The following is a 20,368-nucleotide window of genomic DNA, read 5'->3' as shown; positions in this document are numbered from 1 at the left end:
AGGCAAACCCGGCGTGTCAGGCCAACCCCGGATCCACCGTTATTCCGACAGTCCCCCGGGGGACAGCGGGTGTGAGTGAGGGTTGGTGGGAAGGGGGTGGGGTGTGAGTGAGGGTTGGGCTGATGGGGGTGGGTTGTGAGTGAGGGTTGGGTTGATGGGGGTGGGTTGTGAGCGAGGGTTTGCGCAAGGAACCGGCTACCCGGGCCGCCGGATGGCACCGAGCCGTCGCGGGGGAGAAGCCGGTCGGCGGCTTGAGGGTGTGCGTTTGCCTATGAGGCGGTAAAACACCAGCACCGCGGCGGCAGCTGCCACGATGCCCACAAGGTTCACGGCCAGTTGCATCGCCGATCCCGCAGCCTTGCTGTACTCACCCAGGACGAGGGCCACAGCAACATAACCGGCCGCTGGCACAGTCGTGACGGAGATAAAGACTCCCACCAGGGCGGAAGACCTGTGGCTGATCATGGACAGCATCCCCGCAGCGCCGGCGAGTGCGGCCACAATCAGCGAGTACGGCCCAGGGTGGTAGATGAACTCCACCGCGGATCCCTGGTCCAAAGCGTCGGCGGGAAACAAACCCAGCGGTACCGACAACCATGCTGCTGCTGCAGTCACGGCCATCGCGACGGGGAACCCGACTCCAAGAGCAAGACAGGAACTCCGTACCAGGCGCCACTTCCGTTCCACCAATCCCACAGACAACGCAGCGAGCGGACCGAACTCCGGGCCAACCACCATGGCACCCACTATGGCGATGGTGGAATCGGTCACAATCCCGATCGCCGCCAACTGAGCGGCAATGATGAGGAACGCGAGGAAGCTCCATGTCAGTTTCGAGTCCTCCCCGGTTTGCCGGGATACCTCGTCCCAGATGACGGAATCGGCGGATTCCCCTGGGGCGTCCGCCTCGGCCTCATCCGCGCGTGCGGACAGGACCAGATCCGGCGAGGAAACTGAGATGGAGCCGAGTTCCGGAAGCTTCAAAATGTGCAGCCTTTGTATCAGCTCTTCGGCGGATTCGCGTGCGATTTGGACTGTTATGACGTCCCCGGGCGGCTCCACGGAGGCTCCCTTGTGTACCGCCGTTTCGGCCGCTCCGTTCTGCTCAAGGCAGCATTCCAGAACCGACTCAGACAATTCCGCCGGCACGCATAGGCGCAGCTGGACGATCATGGTGCTCCCTCCGTTGCTTCAGGCTTCAGCGTAGTTCCCGGGACGGTCCGGGGGGCGCAACGGGCACAGGCGACGCACAGCCAAGACTGGGATAATCCATAGCTGAACCTGAGCTAATGAGGGCCTTGGAACGCAGCCCGGATGACGGACCCAAGTGGGTTGGCGCGGCCGGACCGCGTATGATGGATGCTTTGTGCCACAGCTTTTGAGGAACTGCCTAACGTGACTACGCCAACGATCCCAGCCCCTGCCCGACCCGGCAGGCGGGCTTCGGGACCCGTTGGAAAGTCGAAGTTCCGCCCTGAAATCCAAGGTCTGAGGTCGCTCGCTGTCTTGATGGTGGTGAGCTACCACGTCTGGATCGGGCGGGTCTCCGGGGGCGTGGATGTCTTCCTCCTCATCTCGGCGTTCCTCATGACCCTGCAGTTCACCGGACGCTATAAACAACGCCGGCCGATGGATCTGCTGCGGCACTGGCTGCACCTGTTCCGCCGACTGCTCCCCGCCGTCGTGGTGGTCCTCCTCGCGACGCTCGCGGCCAGCTTCGTCTTCCTGCCGGCCACCCGCTGGGTCGAGGTGGTCAACCAAGGGTGGGCCTCGCTGTTCTACTACGAAAACTGGCTCCTGCAGGGCCTCGCGGTTGACTACTACGCTGCGGACCATAGCCTGGCGAGTCCGCTGCAGCACTTCTGGTCGCTGTCCATTCAGGGCCAGGTCTTCATTTTGTGGCCCGCGATCTTCGCCTCCGTAGCGCTCCTGTGCCGGCGCTTCAGCCTGAAATACCGGGCGACGCTCGCCTATGTCTTTGCGATCATCTTCGTTGTCTCCCTGGCTTACTCGATCATATTCACGGCCAATAACCAGGCTGTGGCGTACTTCGATACCTTTGCCCGACTGTGGGAGTTCGCGCTGGGAACGTTGCTCGCGCTGGTTTTGCCTGGCCTGAACTTCGCCAAGCCGGTCCGCGTCGTCATGGGCTGGATCGGAGTGGCCGCGATGCTCAGTTGCGGGATCCTGCTGCAGGTCCAGACTGCCTTCCCGGGTTTCGTTGCTTTGTGGCCAACGCTTGCCGCAGTCGCGGTGATCGCCGCTGGCCAGACAGGCAGCCGGCTGGGCGTTGACAGGATCCTGAGCTCACGCTTCCTGGTCCGGCTTGGCGACAACTCCTACGCCCTCTACCTTTGGCACTGGCCCATTTTGGTGATCGCCTTGGCTTGGAGCGGCAAGGACCATGCGGGCTGGCTCTCCGGAACACTGATCATCGCCCTGGCTTTGGTCCTGGCCTTCCTCACCACCAAGTACGTTGAGAAGCCGTTCCGGGAATGGAAGTGGCCGGAGGTGAACCGCCGTCGCTCCGCCATTGCTATCGCTGCCTGCCTGGCCGTGGCGTGCGCGCCCCTCCTAGGATTCCAGTACAAGCAGGACCTGGACTTGAAGGCCGCCCAGGCGCAGGCCGCTTTCGATAACCCCGGAGCCCAGGCTCTCCTTCCCGGATATGTGAACCAGGTGGGCGAAAACGCGATGACGCTGCCCACCGCTGAGCAGCTTCCTTCGGACTGGGCGCACCTGACGGAGTCGTGCTCCGGCGAGACCAAACCGGAATCGTCGCTGCTGCTGGAGAACTGCCAGCAAAACAACGTGGGCGATGACGCGACCAAGACCGTGCTGGTTCTTGGCAATTCGCATTCCCAGCAATGGCTGGAGGCTGTTGGGGTGCTGGCTGAGCAACACCATTGGCGGCTTTACGCCATGCTTTACGGCGCCTGCCCCTTCATGACGGATAATCCGGATGCGGACCCGGTGTGCAATGAGTTCAACCGTGAGGTTCGCAGCCACATTGCGGCCCACCCACCGGACGCCGTTTTCATGGTGGGGACCGCGGCGACTCCCTCAACACCGGATGAGCAGCTCACGCACGGGTTTGAGGAACTCATCCCCGAAGTCAACGCCGTTGGTACCCAGGTGATCGCTATGCGCGACAACCCCCGGTTCACCTATAGCCTGACGGATTGTACGCTTTCCAAGGGACCGGACAGCCCTGACTGCCGACCGTTGGAATCGGATGTGCTCGCGGCACAGAGTCCCTTCGACGCCGTCATGGGCAAGTACCAGGATCTTTTCGTGTTGGACATGACCGACCTCATCTGCGACGGAACCTACTGCCCTCCCATCGTGGGAAACACCTTCGTATACCTGGACGACAACCACATGACCAAAACGTATGTAAAGAGCATGGCTGACATGCTCGACGAGAGGTGGTTTGCCGCGACCGGGTGGCAGGAATGATGGAAACCCAGAGCGCCACGACTGCGTCAGGAACCCCGGAAACCACGACGTCGGAACGCCGCTTCCGCCCGGAAGTCCAGGGCCTGCGTGCCTTGGCTGTGGTCATGGTGGCGGCCTACCATATCTGGCTCGGCAAGGTTTCCGGCGGGGTAGACGTTTTCCTGTTGATCTCGGCGTTCCTGTTGACGTTGTCCTTCACCCGCAAAGTTGAGGCTAACCGGCCCTTGCGCCTTGTGGGGCACTGGCTGCACGTTTTCAAGCGTTTACTGCCGGCCGTCGTCGTGGTGTTGCTGGCGATCCTCGCCGGGACCTGGGCGCTTATCCCGCAGAGCCGTTGGCCCGATGTCCTCACTGAAGCGTGGGCTTCCCTCCTGTACCGGCAAAACTGGCAGCTTGCTGCTTTCGCTGTGGACTACTACGCCCAGCAGCATGTGGATGCCAGCCCGCTCCAGCACTTTTGGTCGCTGTCAGTGCAGGGTCAGGTGTTCATTCTGTGGCCGCTGATCTTCGCCGGCATTGCACTGTTGCAGCCGCATCTTGCCAAACGGTTTCCGGGGCGGAAGGCCGTAAGCCATCGACAACTCCTTTTCGTGGCGTTCGCTGTGGTGTTCGTAGCGTCACTGCTGTTCTCGGTCCAGGAGACCTACAGCAACCAGGCCTACGCCTACTTCGACACCCGCGCCCGGCTGTGGGAGTTCGCCCTGGGCTCCTTGCTTGCGCTGGCCCTGCCATACCTGAAACCGGGGCGGAGACTCCGGGTTTTCCTGGGCTGGGCCGGCATTGCAGCCATGCTCTCCTGTGGGCTGCTGCTCACGGTTGACCGTTCCTTCCCGGGCTTCGTGGCACTGTGGCCCACCCTGGCTGCGGCGGCTGTCATTGTCGCGGGGCAGAGCGGCAGCAGGTGGGGTGTTGACCGGATCCTCAGTTCCCGCCCGTTGGTCGCTGTGGGAGGTATTTCCTACGCCCTGTACCTGTGGCACTGGCCCATCCTGGTGTTCTTCCTGCTCGCTTCCGGGACCACCACGCCGAACATCCTGGAAGGTATGGGCATTATGGCCGCCGCCGCAGTGCTTGCGGTGGCCACTACCAGGTACGTCGAGCAACCGTTGCGGCGCTGGAAGTGGCCGGACGTGCGGTCCTGGCGTGCCGCCGTCGTGATTGTCTCCTGCGGCGCGCTGTTGGCGTTGCCGGTCACTGCCTGGCAGGGCGCCATAACTGCAGAGGCAACGGCAATTGCCTCCCAGCCCCATGAGCTGACCCCGGGCGCGGCCGCGCTGTCCCCGGATTATGCGGGTGAGCCGTCGGCGGAGGCCCTCGTCATCCCTGCTCCTGCGGCCATGAAGGATGAGTGGGCGAACGTTGACGGTGAGTGCACCGGGGACAACGTGCCCAGCGATCCTGTGCTTGAGGGCTGCCTCCAGAACGAGGAGCCCGAGGTGGTCACCAAGAGAATTGTCGTGCTGGGGGACTCGCATTCCCAGCAGTACATGGCTGCCCTGGGCCCCATCGCCAAACAGCATGGCTGGGAAGTGGTGACGCTCCTTAAGGGCGGCTGCCGGTTCGGAGCGCAATCGTCGGAGCGGGCCGATTTTTGCAACGAGTTCAACAGGGCAAGCTCCGCTTACGTCCTGGAGCACAAGCCTGATGCCGTGTTCACGGTGGCGTCGCTGACGCACGTGGACGCGCCGTTCGAAACTGAAGTGCCGGGCTACCTTGAGGGCATCAAACCGTTCACGGACCTTGGCATTGACGTGGTGGGGGTCCGGGATAACCCGCGATTCAGTTTCAACATGCCGGAGTGCGTCCAGAAAAAGGGCAAGGATTCGCCCGATTGCAATGTTCCGCTGGAGGAATCCTTGGCAGCATCCTCGCCGTTGGACGACTACGTTGGCAAAGTCGACCGCTTGTTCCTGATGGACATGAGCGACTTCATTTGTGAGCAAGGAACATGCCCGGCAGTCGTGGGCAATGTGTACGTCTACAAGGATGACAACCACCTCAGCAAGACGTACGTGCAGACCATGATCCCGATGTTCGAGCAAAGGTTGCTGGCCGCTACCGGCTGGTCTGACAGCTAGCTTTGGCACCGGCCGGCGGCTTGGACAACGTACGACGGCGGCCTGCCGCCAGTGCTGTTGCTCACAGTCAGGCGTCGCGGAATATGGCGATCGCCGCGGAGGTTCTACTATTTATTCAATACCGGCAGCACCTTCTGCCATGCGGTACCTATGCACAGGCCAGTCCCGTAATGACGGGCTGGTCATCAGTTGCAACCCCTACCAGTTAAGCCCCCAAGAACCCAGGTAAGAGGCGCACACTCATGACCCAGCCCGAACACAATCCGTTTGGCTTCATTGGCCTGACGTACGACGACGTCCTGCTGCTCCCCGGACACACCGATGTTATTCCGTCCGAGGCAGACACCACGTCACGCATTTCCAAGCGCATCACCGTGCAGACCCCGCTGCTTTCCGCCGCGATGGACACGGTCACCGAGTCCCGCATGGCGATTGCCATGGCCCGCCAGGGTGGCTTGGGTGTTGTCCACCGCAACCTGTCCATCGATGACCAGGCCGAGCACGTGGACCGCGTCAAGCGCAGCGAATCGGGCATGATCACCAACCCGTTGACCATTGGCCCGTCAGCCACCCTGCAGGAACTGGACGAGCTTTGCTCCCGTTACCGCGTATCCGGCCTGCCCGTTGTTGACACCGATGGCAGGCTCCTGGGTATCGTCACCAACCGCGACACCCGGTTCATTCCGGAGTCCGACTTCCCGCTCCGCAGCGTCGCCGACACCATGACCAAGATGCCGCTGATCACCGGTCACGTGGGCATCAGCCGCGAGGAAGCTTCGCACAAGCTGGCCACCAACAAGATCGAGAAGCTCCCGCTGGTGGACGAGCAAGGCCGCCTCAAGGGCCTCATCACTACCAAGGACTTCACCAAAGCCGAGCAGTACCCGCTGGCCACCAAGGACGATGAGGGCCGGCTCCGCGTTGGCGCAGCCATTGGTTTCTTTGGTGACGGCTGGGAGCGCGCCATGAAGCTCATCGACGCAGGCGTGGACGCATTGTTCGTTGACACGGCCAACGGTCACTCCCAGGGCGTGCTCGACATGATTTCGCGGCTTAAGTCCGATCCGGTTGCTGCGCACGTTGACGTGATCGGCGGTCAGGCGGCAACCCGCGAAGGCGCCCAGGCACTGATCGACGCGGGTGCCGATGGCATCAAGGTCGGCGTTGGCCCGGGTTCCATCTGCACCACTCGCGTGGTGGCAGGTGTCGGCGTTCCGCAGATCACCGCCATCTACGAGTCCGCCAAGGCTGCCATTCCGGCAGGTGTTCCGCTGATCGCCGACGGCGGATTGCAGTACTCCGGTGACATCGGCAAGGCCCTGGTTGCAGGTGCGGACACCGTCATGCTCGGCTCCCTTCTGGCCGGTTGTGAGGAATCCCCGGGTGACCTCATCTTTGTCAACGGGAAGCAGTTCAAGAGCTACCGTGGCATGGGTTCGCTGGGTGCCATGCAGTCCCGCGGCAAGAACACGTCCTACTCGAAGGACCGCTACTTCCAGGCAGACGTCTCCGGTGATGACAAGCTCATCCCTGAGGGCATCGAAGGCCGTGTGGCTTTCCGCGGTCCGCTGGCTTCGGTGGCTTACCAGCTGGTCGGTGGCCTCCGCCAGACCATGTTCTACACCGGCGCTCCCACCATTCCCGAGCTCAAGGCACGCGGTAAGTTCGTCCGGATCACGCCGGCGGGTCTTAAGGAATCACACCCGCACGACATCCAGATGACTGTCGAGGCGCCGAACTACGGCTCCCGCTGATCTGATCTGCTGGTCCCCGTGGAGTAATCCATGGGGACCAGCTGTTTAAGCCGGGGCGGCTGAAATGTCGGTCCGGAAGCATAGGCTGGGCATATGTCTGAAAAGCCCGCGGAACCGCGGCACCCGGAGTCGGTCCGGCTGAACCCACTTCAACCTGGCAAGGCACCGCCCCGCAAGCTGGCGCTGCGTCCGTACGCGCGCGCCGTCGGGCAGGTCCTCAAGGTGAGCTTCAAGGCCTCCCCTGCAGCGGTGGTCATGAAGGTTCTAGGTTCACTGATCTCGGCCACGTTGCCGCTGGTCACCACCTACTTTGCCGCGGTGACCACCACGGCCCTGGCGGCCGGTTACGCGGGGGATCCCGACGCCGGTCCGCGGGCAGTCCTCTACGTCGTCGTCACCGCGGCCCTGGGGTTGTTTTGGGGTGCGTTCAGCAGCGTTGACCGGTACATCCAGCAATTGATGAGCTTCCGGGTTGGCGCGATCGTGGGCGACATGATGTACGAACGTTTCCTGGCCCTGGATTTCTGGCGCTATGACGACAAAGAGACGGTGGACCTCTACGATCGCGCCAAGCGGTTTTCCGATTCGTATGCCAGGGTACTGGACCGTATCGCTGCCATCTTTACGCAGCTGGTGTCCGTGATTCTCGCTATCGGTGCGTTGCTGCTTGTCAGTTGGTGGATCGCAGTGATCGTGCTGGTGGCGATTGTGCCCAGCGTCTATTTGCAGTTCAAGCTCTCCCGTGAGCAGATCGCGCACTGGAACACCCAGGTGGATTCGCGCCGGCAACGGCGGATGATCGAGCAAAACCTGCTCCGGCCGCAGCACATTGCGGAAATGCGGCTCTATGGAATCGTGGGGTACCTGATGGACCTGCGCTCCCGGTTGCGGGACGCGGACGAGAAAAGGCGCCTGGATTTCCAAAAGCGCTATATCCCCAAGCAACTGGCAGCAGACTCCCTGCAGTACGGTGCCGAGGTCGTGTCGCTGATCTGGGTGGTGGGTCAGATCATCGCCAGGGCGCAGCCGGTAGGTCAGTTCCTCTACGTCCAGCAGATCGTCAGCCGTGCCCTGTCCACAGCCAACAACCTCGTGTCCTCGCTGAGTTCCATTGATGAGGACCTGGCCAACCTCAAGGACTATGAGCTCTTCATGGCGCTGCCGGTTCCAAGTGGCAAGGAGAAGCCCCTGGCCGTATCTCCCTCGACAGTGGAACTGAGGGACATCCGTTTCAGCTACACCGGCAGTGACATCGAAGTCATCAAAGGCATTTCGATGACCATCACAGCGGGCCAGCATATTGCCATTGTCGGTGAAAACGGTGCAGGAAAGTCCACCTTGATCCGCATCCTGGCCGGACTGTACCGGCCTGATTCGGGCCAGGTCCTGCTCGACGGCGTGGACCTGGCCGGGATTGATGTCACCAGCTGGCATAGGCACCTCGCGGTCCTGAGCCAGGAGTTCCTCAAGTACGAGTTCGCCACGGCGGCCGACAACATCTACCTGGGCGATGTCGATGCGCCACGCGATGATGCCCGCGTCCGGCGTGCCGCCTCCGACGCCGAGGCCATGGAATTCATCAACAAGCTTCCCAACGGCCTGGAGAACCACGTCAGCAACTGGATGGAAGACCCCCGGGGCCGGAAGGGAAGCGGACTATCCGGAGGCCAGTGGCAGCGGCTGGCCATGGCGCGCAACTTCTACCGCGACGCTTCGTTCATGGTCATGGACGAACCCACATCCGCCATTGATGCGCTGGCCGAGCACCGCATCTTCACCCGCCTCTTCGCCGACCGCAGCAGCACCATCATTGCCATCAGCCACCGCTTGGCCACCATCGAAAAGGCGGACATCGTGTACATGCTCGAAGACGGCCGGATCGCCGAGCAGGGGACGCATAAGGAGCTTGTTGCGTTGCGTGGCCGGTATTTCCGGATGTTCGAATCCCAGCTGTCCGTGGACGAAACCAGTCGGAACGTTCCTTAGTCACGGTGTCTCGTGGCGCCGCGTGGCGGGGCCGGGCCGGTGGCGTGGAGTTGGTGGGATAAACTCGAGCAGTGACTTATGAGATTGAGATTGGCCGTGGCAAGCGTGGGCGTCGTGCCTACTCCCTGGATGACATTGCGATCGTTCCGAACCGCCGGACACGTGATCCGAAGGACGTCTCTGTTTCCTGGCAGATCGATGCCTACAAGTTTGAGACTCCGGTCATCGCAGCCCCCATGGACTCCGTGATGTCCCCCGATACCGCCATCGCTTTTGGCCGTCTCGGTGGTCTTGGCGTCCTTGACCTTGAGGGCCTTTGGACGCGCTATGAGGACCCGCAGAAGGTCCTCGACGAGATCGCAGGACTGGCGGACGAGACCAGCAGCCCGGCCGTCACGCGGCGCATGCAGGACCTGTACAAAGCGCCCATCCAGCCCGAACTCATCAGCTCCCGCCTCGCCGAGATCCGCGCCGCTGGCGTTACTGTGGCTGGCTCCCTGACACCGCAGCGGACCCAGGAACACTACAAGACCGTGGTGGCGGCCGGCGTCGACATCTTCGTCATCCGCGGTACCACCGTTTCGGCGGAACACGTCTCCAAGAACCACGAGCCGTTGAACCTCAAGCAGTTCATCTACGAGCTCGATGTACCCGTGATCGTGGGCGGAGCCGCCGGCTACACGCCAGCCCTGCACCTCATGCGCACGGGGGCTGCCGGTGTGCTGGTTGGCTTCGGCGGCGGCGCAACAACCACCACCCGCCGGGCCCTGGGGATCCACTCGCCCATGGCTTCGGCAATTTCCGACGTCGCGGCCGCCCGCCGCGATTACATGGACGAGTCCGGCGGCCGTTACGTCCACGTCATTGCCGACGGCGGCATGGGCAGCTCGGGCGACATTGTCAAAGCCATCGCCATGGGAGCCGACGCCGTCATGCTCGGCAGCGCTTTGGCCCGCGCCGAGGAAGCACCCGGCCGCGGCTGGCACTGGGGCCCGGAAGCACACCACCTCGAAACACCCCGTGGAGACCGCGTCAACGTCGGTACGGTCGGTCCGTTGGAAGAGGTACTTTTCGGACCAGGTCACCACACGGACGGCACGTCCAACCTGATTGGTGCGCTGAGGCGCTCCATGGCCACCACCGGGTACTCGGACCTCAAGGAGTTCCAGCGCGTTGACGTCGTCGTGTCACCGTACTCGGGCAACTGATTCTGCTTTGAAGCCCCGGCTTCCGGATAACATCCGGAAGCCGGGGTTTTTGCGTTCCGGTGCCCTGCCCAAGGAAGCACCCAGCAAGTAGGGTAGGGAACTACCAGCTGTTGCGTTTGAGGAGGGGTCCGATGAGCAATATCGCAGGCGGTCCGCAGGGGAATTCGCAGGGAGCTTTGAGCCCGGAATCCCGCGCCGCGTCGATCGAAGTCCTGAAAGCCACGGCCGAAGCCGGCAAGGAGCTCGACATCCTGATCGTGGGCGGCGGTGTGGTGGGAGCCGGCGCAGCCTTGGATGCCGTGACCCGCGGCCTGACAGTAGGGATCGTCGAAGCCAGGGACTGGGCCTCAGGAACTTCGTCCCGCTCGTCCAAGCTCATCCACGGTGGACTCCGCTATTTGGAGATGCTCGATTTCGGGCTGGTCCAGGAAGCACTGCAGGAACGCGGGCTGCTGATCCAGCAGATCGCGCCCCACCTGGTCCGCCCCGTTCCTTTCCTGTATCCGCTCACCCGCCGCTTCTGGGAGCGCCCCTACGTGGGCGCCGGCATTATGCTGTATGACACCCTGGGCCTGACATCCGGTCACAGCCGAGGCGTGCCCATGCATAAGCACCTCTTCCGGCGCGGCACCCTGCGCGCTGCTCCGAGTCTCAAGGATGACGCCTTCGTTGGGTCCATCCGCTACTACGACGCCCAGGTCGATGACGCCCGGCTGGTGGTCAACCTGGTCAGGACTGCCGCCCATTACGGTGCGCACGCAGCCAACCGGGTCCGGGTGGTCGACTTCCTCCGGGAAGGCGAACGCGTGGTGGGCGCCAAGGTCGAAAACCAAGAGGACGGCAGTGTCTTTGAGGTCAGGGCCAAGCAGGTAGTCAACGCCACCGGCGTCTGGACGGATGAAACCCAGGCAATGGTCACAGATCGTGGGCAGCTCAAAGTCAGGGCTTCCAAGGGCATACACCTCGTTGTGCCCCGCGACCGTTTCCAGTCCACCGTGGGGTTGATCCTGCGTACGGAAAAGTCAGTGCTGTTCGTCATTCCCTGGGGACGGCACTGGATCATTGGGACCACGGATACCGACTGGAAGCTGGACAAGGCGCACCCGGCGGCTTCCAGCAAGGACATTGACTACGTGCTGGACCACGTCAACAAGGTCCTGAAGCGTCCATTGACACGGGAAGACGTGGAGGGAGTCTACGCAGGGCTCCGTCCGCTCCTGGCCGGCGACAACGATTCCACGGCCAAGTTGTCCCGCGAACACGTTGTGGCGCATCCCGTGCCGGGCTTGGTAGTAGTGGCCGGTGGAAAGTACACCACCTACCGGATCATGGCCAAGGATGCAGTGGACGAGGCCACCAGGGCCATGGACGAGCGTGTTCCCTCCAGCTGCACTGAAACCATCCCGCTGCTCGGCGCCGAAGGATTCAAGGCCGCGTGGAACCGGCGTGGCAGGTCCGCCGAGCAGGCCGGTGTCCACGTTGCCCGCGTCGAGCACCTGCTCAACCGTTTCGGCTCAATGACTCCGGAAGTCCTGGACATCATCTCCAACCGACCGGAACTGGCAGAACCTCTTCCCGGTGCAGACGACTACCTCGCCGCAGAAGTCGTATATGCAACAACCCACGAAGGCGCCCGTCACGTTGATGACGTTTTGACCCGCCGCACCCGTATTTCCATCGAAGCCTGGGACCGGGGTGTGTCTGCTGCGCCCGTAGTAGCTAAGCTGATGGGAGAAATCCTTGGCTGGAGCGAGACCCAGCGCGAAAGCGAGATCAAGCACTACCTGGCGCGGGTGGAAGCTGAACGACTTAGTCAGCAGCAACCCGATGACGAATCGGCCGATGCCGCACGCATGGGGGTGGATGACATCGTTCCCCTTCGCTGACCAGTTCAGGGAAATGCGGTCCCAGGGCCACACTGGAGGGAACACGACTTGGCTGAACCACTTGACCGGTATGACGCGGAACTGACAACCCCGGACACTGTCATCCTCGAACTCGTCGCCCAGGACAAGATCGATGCTGCGGCCCAACTGGCCACGAAGCTCCACGCGGCTGGCCGGATCACCAATCTTGAGGGCTTCCTGGAGCAGGTACATTCACGTGAACACCAGCTGGCGACGGGGCTTCCCGGGGGAATAGGTCTTCCGCACGCCCGCAGCGAGTACGTGGACAGGATCTCCATCGCGGTGGGCGTGACCAAATTCGGCCACGCCCTGGATTTCGGCGCAACCGATGGGCCCGCAACCCTGATCCTCCTCATCGCCACCCCGGCAAGCTCCTTCTCGGACCACCTTGAGGTGCTGGCAACCCTCGCCCGGTCCCTGTCGAAGGAATCCTTCCGGGAATCACTCCGCCGGGCGCACGATCCCGAAGTCATCTCAGAGCTCATCAACTCCAGCTTGGTGTTCTTCGACCACTGAAGTCCCGTTCACTGAACACCCGTTTCGTTGTTCTACAGCTGGACGAAGTACGGTTAAGGGGTGTTAAAAACCGCGTTGAAACCCCGCTGGATCGCAGGACTGGTCTTTGCGCTTGTGCTGTCCGGGGTGTTTGTGCTGCTCAGTCAATGGCAGCTCAGCCGGTCCACGCAGCACGAGCCTCCCGCGCCGTCCAGCATCGAGGAAGTAAAACCCCTTGTGGACGTCCTCAAACCGGGCGAGTTCTTCCATGGATCCGTCTCCGACCAGATGGTCAGCGCAACCGGAAGCTATGACCCCGACAAGCAGGTCCTTGTGGAGGGCCGCCTGTACAACAACCAAAAGGGTTACTGGATCGTCTCCGCCTTCGCGGTCAATGACGCCCCAAAGCTCAGCGGCGTTGCCGCCTCGCCCCGGACCTGGATTCCGGTAGCCCGCGGCTGGGTCGCCGACGCCTCCCAAGCCGGGCCGCCGCCGTCGGGCACTATCACCTTGACCGGTCGCCTCATCCCGTCTGAAGCCCCCGTACCGAACGTCGACGCCGGTCCAGGACGCGCGTCGGCGGTGTCCACCGCGGAACTCATCAACGACTGGCAAGTCTCCAGCTATCCCGGCTTCGTCGCCGCGACGTCGGAGATGGCCGGTGGGGTAGCGGTGCCGGCCTCCGACACCATGAAGCCCCTCAATATCCCCGCGCAGCCGCCTGCCGAGCAGGTCAACTGGCTGAACCTCTTCTACGCGGTGGAGTGGGTAGTCTTTGCCGGCTTCTCGATCTTCATCTGGTGGCGGTTGGTCAAGGACGACTACCGCCGGGACCTGGAAGAGGACGAGGACGACGAGTTCGACGCCGAAAACGGCACAGTCAGCGAAAACGGCGCTGTAGAGCCCACCAGCACAGATCCGACAAGCCCAGAGCAACAACAAAAGGTGCAGCAATGATTGAGCCCAAACCGGCCATCCAGCCCGAGCAATCCGGAAACAAGCCCAAGAAGCGGCGGTTCGGCGGAACGGAAGCCCAGATCCGTTCTGCGTTGAAGTTCTACAAGGTGATGGCTTACCTCACGGGTGCGATGCTTCTGCTGCTGTGTGCGGAGTTGATTGCCCGCTACGCCTTCGGTGTTTCGCTCTACGCGGGCGGTACAGATGCGGTCACCGGACAGCCGTTCGGTTTCGGTTTCGCCGAGTCCGAGCCGAAGGGAGTCCTTGGCGGCTTCAACATCTCCACGACGGTGCTGATCGTCCATGGCTGGATGTACGTGGTCTATCTGGTCTCGAACTTCCGGCTGTGGTCCCTGATGCGGTGGCCGTTCTCCAAGATGGTCCTGCTGGCACTCGGTGGCGTCATTCCGTTGCTGTCGTTCTTTGTTGAGAAGAAATTCCACGCAGAGGTTGAGGCCGAGTTGGCCGCGAACCCCCAGGCCTCCAAGCGCTACTAGGCACCGCTGGGCACCGCAGGTGTGAGATGCCTAACGACCGGCCCGGTTTTGGCCCTTCTGCGCCATCGTCAACGTGCACCGGGGCGGTCCGGCAAAGTAGTCTTGGTGGGTGACTACTCCCACCGCACCCCAGACTTCCCAGAAGCCGGTGCTGGTTGTTGACTACGGTGCCCAGTACGCGCAGCTGATTGCCCGCCGCGTCCGTGAAGCGAATGTGTATTCGGAAATCGTTCCGCATACCTTCACCACCGAGCAGCTTCTGGCCAAGAACCCGGCAGCCATCATTCTTTCCGGCGGACCCTCCAGCGTCTACGCCGAGGGCGCGCCGTTCGTGGGCCCGGACCTCTTCGAGGCCGGCGTTCCGGTTTTCGGCATCTGCTACGGATTCCAGGCCATGGCAAATGCCTTGGGTGGCAAAGTGGCCCAGACCGGTTTGCGGGAATACGGTGCAACCGAAGCGCTCCTCGTGGGTGACGCACGCTCCATCCTTGATGGCGTACCGGCGTCGCAGAACACCTGGATGAGCCACGGTGACTCCGTTCACGAAGCTCCCGAGGGCTTCGAGGTTCTGGCTACTACGGCCGGTGCCCCGGTAGCGGCCTTCGCCAACGACGAGAAGCGCCTTTACGGTGTGCAGTGGCACCCCGAAGTGAAGCACTCGGTCCTGGGCCAGCACGTCCTGGAAAACTTCCTCTTCAAGGGCGCGGGCCTTACGCCGAACTGGACAACCGGGAACATCCTCGAAGAGCAAGTGGATCGTATCCGCGAGCAGATCGGCGATTCCAAGGTCATTTGCGGTCTCTCCGGTGGCGTTGACTCCGCCGTCGCAGCTGCATTGGTCCAGCGTGCAGTCGGCGACCAGCTGACCTGTGTCTTCGTGGACCACGGCCTCCTGCGTGAAGGCGAAGCCGAGCAGGTGGAACGGGACTTCGTTGCCGCTACGGGTGTCAACCTGTACGTTGCCAATGAGCAGGAACGCTTCCTCTCGGCTCTTGCGGGCGTGAGCGATCCCGAAACCAAGCGCAAGATCATCGGCCGTGAGTTTATTCGCGCCTTCGAGGAAGCGGAACGGGCCATCATCGCCCAGGCCGCAGCCGACGGCGAGAAGATCAAGTTCCTGGTCCAGGGCACCTTGTACCCCGACGTCGTCGAATCCGGCGGCGGCGAAGGCGCTGCGAACATCAAGAGCCACCACAACGTGGGTGGGCTTCCCGAGGACCTGCAGTTCGAGCTTGTCGAGCCGCTGCGCGCCCTGTTCAAAGACGAAGTCCGTGCCGTTGGCGCCCAGCTTGGCCTGCCGCAGGAAATCGTTGGCCGCCAGCCGTTCCCCGGCCCCGGCCTGGGTATCCGCATCGTTGGCGAAGTGAACAAAGAGCGCCTGGACCTGCTGCGCAAGGCTGACGCCATTGCCCGTGCGGAGCTGACGGCCGCCGGTTTGGACAACGACGTCTGGCAGATGCCGGTTGTCCTGCTCGCAGACGTCCGAAGCGTTGGCGTACAGGGCGACGGCCGCACCTACGGGCACCCGATCGTGCTCCGTCCGGTGTCCTCCGAGGACGCCATGACGGCTGACTGGTCCAGGTTGCCTTATGACCTCCTGGCCCGCATCTCCAACCGCATCACCAATGAGGTGGATGGCGTGAACCGCGTGGTGCTGGACGTCACCAGCAAGCCACCGGGAACCATCGAGTGGGAATAGCATTCTGAATGGCCGGCCTCCCTTGGGAGGCCGGCCATTGTGCTCCAACCGGGGGCGTCGTGAGCCTCTGAGGGCCAGTTCGTTGCGAACTGGCGGCGAATTTCGCGTCGGAACAGCGTTGCGAAGTGGGCTGGCGGGGTATTCCGGCTACCCTCGAAAGTATGCCGGTATGGTCCAGGGCGTCTAAAGCTAGTACAGAAAAGAAGGCAGAAGTTGTGTCATTAGGTCTAGGCCAGGAAGAGGGCTCCGAGGAGCTCAGGAAATGGCTGTCCGGTCTTAAGCCCGTTACCGGGGCAGATACGATGCTGCGCTTCGTTAAGACCCCGGAAGGCGCCATTGACCTCAGCAATGCACACCCGTCGGGCCTCGCCCAGCTGCTCGCGGGCCGCAGGACGCGTCTGTCCACTCTGATCAGGGACAGGCAACAGTATTTGGTCGCTGCCCGGGCAGCCCGGAATATCCGGTCCAAAATTTTCGAGCTCAGCAACGACCGCGGTATCGAAGCCGGATACTTGTCCGCCGGTACCGTGGTGTGGACATCGGCAGTAGGTGGGAAGCCCCAGCGCGTTTCCGCGCCGGTCATGCTTACGTCCATTGTCCTCACCGTCCGGCCGGGCGAGGACGACTTCGAGCTCCAGCTCACCGAACAAGCCCGTATGAACCCGGCCCTGGTTCGGCACCTGAAAACGGTGCACGGCATCGTCTTTGACGTCAATGCGGTCGCACGCATGGCCTACAACACCGCAAGGCTCGACCCCCAGCCGGTTTTGGACCGCTTGGCTACCCTGGTCCAGCCCATTCACGGCGCGGAGGTGGAGTTCAACCTGCTCGTCACCACCTTGGCTGACCTTTCGGGGAACCTGGATGACCCGTGGATCAACACGAACAACCCCACTGTGGCCGCTTTGGCCAGTGCAGCCAACGGTGGCGACATTGAGCCTGACCCCATCAAAGCGGGCAGGTTTCCCGATCTTGACCAGCGGGATCCAGCCGATGAGCTCCTCCTGCTCGACGCCGACACGGACCAGCAGTACGTGGTGGACGCAGTGCGGGCCGGAGATTCCCTTGTTGTCAGCACTCCGCCGGGAAGCGGGCAAACACAGACCGCTATCAACGCCATCGGTGCCTTGGTCAGCGAAGGCAAGTCCGTGATGGTGGTGGGGGACAGGCAGTCCAGCCTTGCTGGTTTGTCCGCGCACCTGGAGTCGCTGGGCCTTGATTCGATGTTCTTCCGACCGGGCAATGGAACAACGCCGCAGCAGCTTAAGGGCCAATTGGTCCGTGCCATCATGCGCAGCGAGAAGGCCCTTGAGCCTCAGCTGGGTAACCTTCACCAGACGTTGATCGAGCACCGGCATGCCCTGATGGACCACGTGGCATCCCTGCACAATGTCCGTGAACGCTGGGGTTGCTCGCCGTACCAGGCTATGCAATCGCTCGCCGAATTGACGTCCATCCACCCCGCGCCATCCACGACGGTGCGGTTGAAGCGCAGCGTCCTGGACAACATCAAGGACCGCGAGGAACTTGCCGGCCGGTTGCGCCGTGCGGCCGAACTGGGCAGCTTTAGCCGAGCCTCGACTTCCAGCCCCTGGTATGGCGCACGCCTGGTGACCCGCAAGGAGACAGAAGAAGCCCAGCAATTGGTTCGTTTGGCTGAGGAGAAACTCCCCATCCTGCGTGACCGCATGAAGCAGGTCTCCGACCACGCCGAAATCAGGTTGGGCGAAACGTTCACCGAATGGGGAGCCCAACTTGAACTGCTGATTGCCGTGCGGGAAAGCCTGGACAAATTCACCCCGGACATCTTTGACCGGCCTGTCCATGACCTCATCTCCGCGACAGCCAGCTCCGCATGGCGACGTGAACGAAACCTGGAAATGCCGTCCATGCAGCGCTCCAGGCTGCGGCGCGTAGCCAAGGAATACGTGCGGCCCGGCGTCCACATCGCGGACCTCCACAGTTCGCTGGTACTCGTCCAGGAACAGCGAGCCCTGTGGGCCGGCTACGCGACGACCCAGCGTCACCCGGCTGTGCCGTCCGGCCTTGCCGACCTCGGTGCTCTTTACCGGGAATTGGACGGCGAACTGCACCGGCTCGGCGCAGCCCTCAAGCACACTGCTGCCGGAGGCTCCCTGCACCAGACGCCGTACCCGGAGCTCATGGAGCGGTTGGAACGCCTTGTAGCGGACACAGCCACCTTGGAGACCCTGCCCGAGCGGACGCTGCTGATTGAGGAAATGCGCGAGCACGGTCTTGGCGAGTTGCTCGCTGACCTCGCTGCGCGCGAAGTCCCGGCACCCTCTGTGGCCGCGGAGCTGGACCTTGCCTGGTGGCAGTCTGCGCTGGAAGCCATGATCAGCGGCGACGACTACCTTGCTATGTCCGATGGTGATTCGCTGCGCCGGCTCGAGGCCGAATACCGTCTTGCGGACCAGGCCCACATCGCCAGTGGTGCTGCCAGGCTTCGTTGGCAGCTGGCCCAGAAATGGCGTCAGGGCATCCTCGAACACCCGCGGCAGGCCGAGTTGCTTCGTGCCCTGTTGAAGGATGGACGCGTGACGCTGCCAGCACTGAGCGCCCAGGCGCCGGACCTTGTTCCGCTGCTGGTGCCGGTCTGGTCGGTCAGCCCTTACCTGCTGACCGGAGTGCTTCCTGCGGAACAAAAGTTTGATGCTGTGGTGATCATCGACGCTGAGTCGACTTCCCTGCAAGCAGTTCTTCCTGCCATTGCCCGGGCACAGCAGGTAGTGGCCTTCGGAGATGCAAAGATCGCCAACGCCCGCACTTTCAGCGTTGCCGTGGAACCTCCCGTTGCCGGTGTCACCAGCCACGAGGTTGTGGACAGCGCCTTCAAGGCGCTTGCCCGCGTGCTGCCCACATGGCAGTTGAATTGGGTTTACCGTGCCGTGGACGAGGACCTGATCCTCCAACTGAGCAAGAACTACTACGACGGTGGATTGCGGCGCCTGCCCGACGGCAATTCCGTCACCGGCCTGGACCGTTCGATCTTGGTGGAATACATCCCCGATGGCACTGGCCTCCCGGGTGCTGACCACGAAGGCGTTGAGTCCGTCACCGCGGAAGTCAACCGTGTGGTGGACCTGGTGTTCGAACACGCCAGGCTTCGTCCCCGCACATCCTTGGCCGTAGTAACGGCCAGCCTTCGCCACGCGGCCAGGATCGGTGAGGCCATCAGGCTTCAACTGCCAAACCATCCCCTCCTGTCCACGTTCTTCGGAGCCGGTCCAGAGTCCTTCAGGGTAGTGGACCTGGAGCGCGCCCAGGGCTTGGTGCGGGATCACGTCATTTTCTCCCTCGGCTACGGTCGCACACCTCACGGGCGTGCGCTCCACTCCTTCGGGCCTTTGTCCACCGAAGGCGGGCGTAACCGCTTTGCTTTGGCAATGACCCGTGCCCGGCGGTCCATGCACGTGCTGACGTGCTTCCGCCCCGAAGACCTTGACCAGGATCGATTGGCTCACGGTGCCGTGGACTTCTACGAATTGCTGGACCGCGAACTCTCTGGAAACAGCAATCTTGGAACGCCTGCTTCCCGCGCCGTGGCCAGCGAACAAGCGCTGGGTGAAGATCCCTTGGTGGCAGATCTTGGGGAGCGGTTGCGTGCTCGTGGAGCACGTGTGTGGCATCTCTACGATGGCGTGCTGGACATCGCTGCCGCCGCGGATCCGGTGCACACCATTGGCAGGGAAGGCGCTGAGATCCCCACCCCGGTGGCCATCGAATCCGATGGCACCGAACGCTACAGGCGTATGAGCGTGCGCGAGCGAAGCCGTCTGCGGCCACAACTGCTGGAGCGCATGGGGTGGCGGTACATGTCGTTGTGGACGATCGAAGTGTTCACGGACCCGTCGTCCTGCGCCGACCGCATCGGATCCTACCTGGGACTGGAAAACCACATCCCGCAGCTCGCTTCCTCTCCCCAGCATGGCTTCCTGGACGTGGATGTTGAACAATTGAACCTTGACAAAGCACCGCCTTCCTTCGCGCCCAGCGCACGAAGGGCGGCCGGCAGGAGCGAGGTTGGCTCCAAGCCGGCCGATGCTGCAGCCGACAACGGAAAAGAAGCACCAATGACGGAACAAGTAACCGGCGGGGAAGACAGCGCTGCGGAGCGCTCGGAGGATGCCGGCCAGGCCGGCGCTGAGGGCTCGGAGGAGTCGAAGGCTGTTCCAGCCAAGCCGGCCCCGCAGGGCATTCTTCCAACCAAGGCTGCAGAGGACGACCCCCGCCGTTGGGGAGACGAGTCCGGTTATGACCACGAGGAGTGGCTCAAGGAGCAAAAGCCCCCGCACTGGGGCTGATGC

At 62.7% G+C, this 20,368-nt stretch carries 12 protein-coding genes; 11 read left to right on the top strand and 1 reads right to left on the bottom strand.

Features of this window, described 5'->3' with window-relative positions; translation table 11 throughout:
- Positions 1 to 195: 195 nt before the first annotated feature.
- The gene (locus ABHM97_RS20520) at positions 196 to 1,173 is read right to left on the bottom strand and encodes a DUF389 domain-containing protein (RefSeq protein WP_349472049.1); all 978 of its coding nucleotides are present in this window, start codon (positions 1,171 to 1,173) and stop codon (positions 196 to 198) included.
- Positions 1,174 to 1,359: 186 nt separating this feature from the next.
- Between ABHM97_RS20520 and ABHM97_RS20515 the strand changes: the two genes are divergently transcribed.
- From ABHM97_RS20515 to ABHM97_RS20465, 11 genes are all read left to right on the top strand, one after another.
- Positions 1,360 to 3,459, top strand: a complete 2,100-nt coding sequence (locus ABHM97_RS20515) for an acyltransferase family protein (protein WP_235517051.1) — start codon at positions 1,360 to 1,362, stop codon at positions 3,457 to 3,459.
- The gene (locus ABHM97_RS20510; protein ID WP_349472048.1) at positions 3,456 to 5,537 is read left to right on the top strand and encodes an acyltransferase family protein; all 2,082 of its coding nucleotides are present in this window, start codon (positions 3,456 to 3,458) and stop codon (positions 5,535 to 5,537) included. The genes ABHM97_RS20515 and ABHM97_RS20510 overlap by 4 nt, the downstream gene beginning before the upstream one ends.
- Positions 5,538 to 5,779: 242 nt before the next feature.
- Complete coding sequence (guaB, locus tag ABHM97_RS20505; RefSeq protein ID WP_235517040.1) at positions 5,780 to 7,291, top strand: IMP dehydrogenase; 1,512 nt, start codon at positions 5,780 to 5,782, stop codon at positions 7,289 to 7,291.
- A 93-nt stretch (positions 7,292 to 7,384) separates the two neighbouring features.
- Positions 7,385 to 9,277: an ABC transporter ATP-binding protein gene (locus ABHM97_RS20500; RefSeq protein WP_349472047.1), complete on the top strand. Its 1,893-nt coding sequence runs from the start codon at positions 7,385 to 7,387 to the stop codon at positions 9,275 to 9,277.
- Between the two features lie 71 nt (positions 9,278 to 9,348).
- The gene (locus tag ABHM97_RS20495; RefSeq protein WP_349472046.1) at positions 9,349 to 10,485 is read left to right on the top strand and encodes a GuaB3 family IMP dehydrogenase-related protein; all 1,137 of its coding nucleotides are present in this window, start codon (positions 9,349 to 9,351) and stop codon (positions 10,483 to 10,485) included.
- 131 nt (positions 10,486 to 10,616) lie between these two features.
- Positions 10,617 to 12,371, top strand: a complete 1,755-nt coding sequence (locus ABHM97_RS20490; RefSeq protein ID WP_235517036.1) for a glycerol-3-phosphate dehydrogenase/oxidase — start codon at positions 10,617 to 10,619, stop codon at positions 12,369 to 12,371.
- Positions 12,372 to 12,419: 48 nt separating this feature from the next.
- Entirely contained in the window at positions 12,420 to 12,908 is a 489-nt protein-coding gene (locus ABHM97_RS20485; protein ID WP_211711216.1) for a PTS sugar transporter subunit IIA, read from the top strand.
- 60 nt (positions 12,909 to 12,968) lie between these two features.
- On the top strand, positions 12,969 to 13,844 hold the full coding sequence (locus ABHM97_RS20480) for an SURF1 family protein (protein ID WP_349472045.1): 876 nt from the start codon (positions 12,969 to 12,971) through the stop codon (positions 13,842 to 13,844).
- Entirely contained in the window at positions 13,841 to 14,341 is a 501-nt protein-coding gene (locus ABHM97_RS20475) for a DUF3817 domain-containing protein (RefSeq protein ID WP_235517034.1), read from the top strand. Before ABHM97_RS20480 ends, ABHM97_RS20475 begins: the two co-directional genes overlap by 4 nt.
- A 109-nt stretch (positions 14,342 to 14,450) precedes the next feature.
- Positions 14,451 to 16,040, top strand: coding sequence for a glutamine-hydrolyzing GMP synthase (guaA, locus tag ABHM97_RS20470; RefSeq protein WP_257371218.1), 1,590 nt, complete (start codon positions 14,451 to 14,453; stop codon positions 16,038 to 16,040).
- A 161-nt stretch (positions 16,041 to 16,201) separates the two neighbouring features.
- Positions 16,202 to 20,365 (top strand): DUF4011 domain-containing protein, encoded by a 4,164-nt coding sequence (locus ABHM97_RS20465; protein ID WP_349472044.1) that lies wholly within the window; start codon positions 16,202 to 16,204, stop codon positions 20,363 to 20,365.
- The last annotated feature ends 3 nt before the right edge of the window (positions 20,366 to 20,368 follow it).

The sequence above is a fragment of the Paenarthrobacter sp. CAP02 genome (assembly GCF_040137855.1).
Lineage (GTDB): Bacteria > Actinomycetota > Actinomycetes > Actinomycetales > Micrococcaceae > Arthrobacter.
This window is presented reverse-complemented; position numbering and strand designations above follow the sequence as displayed.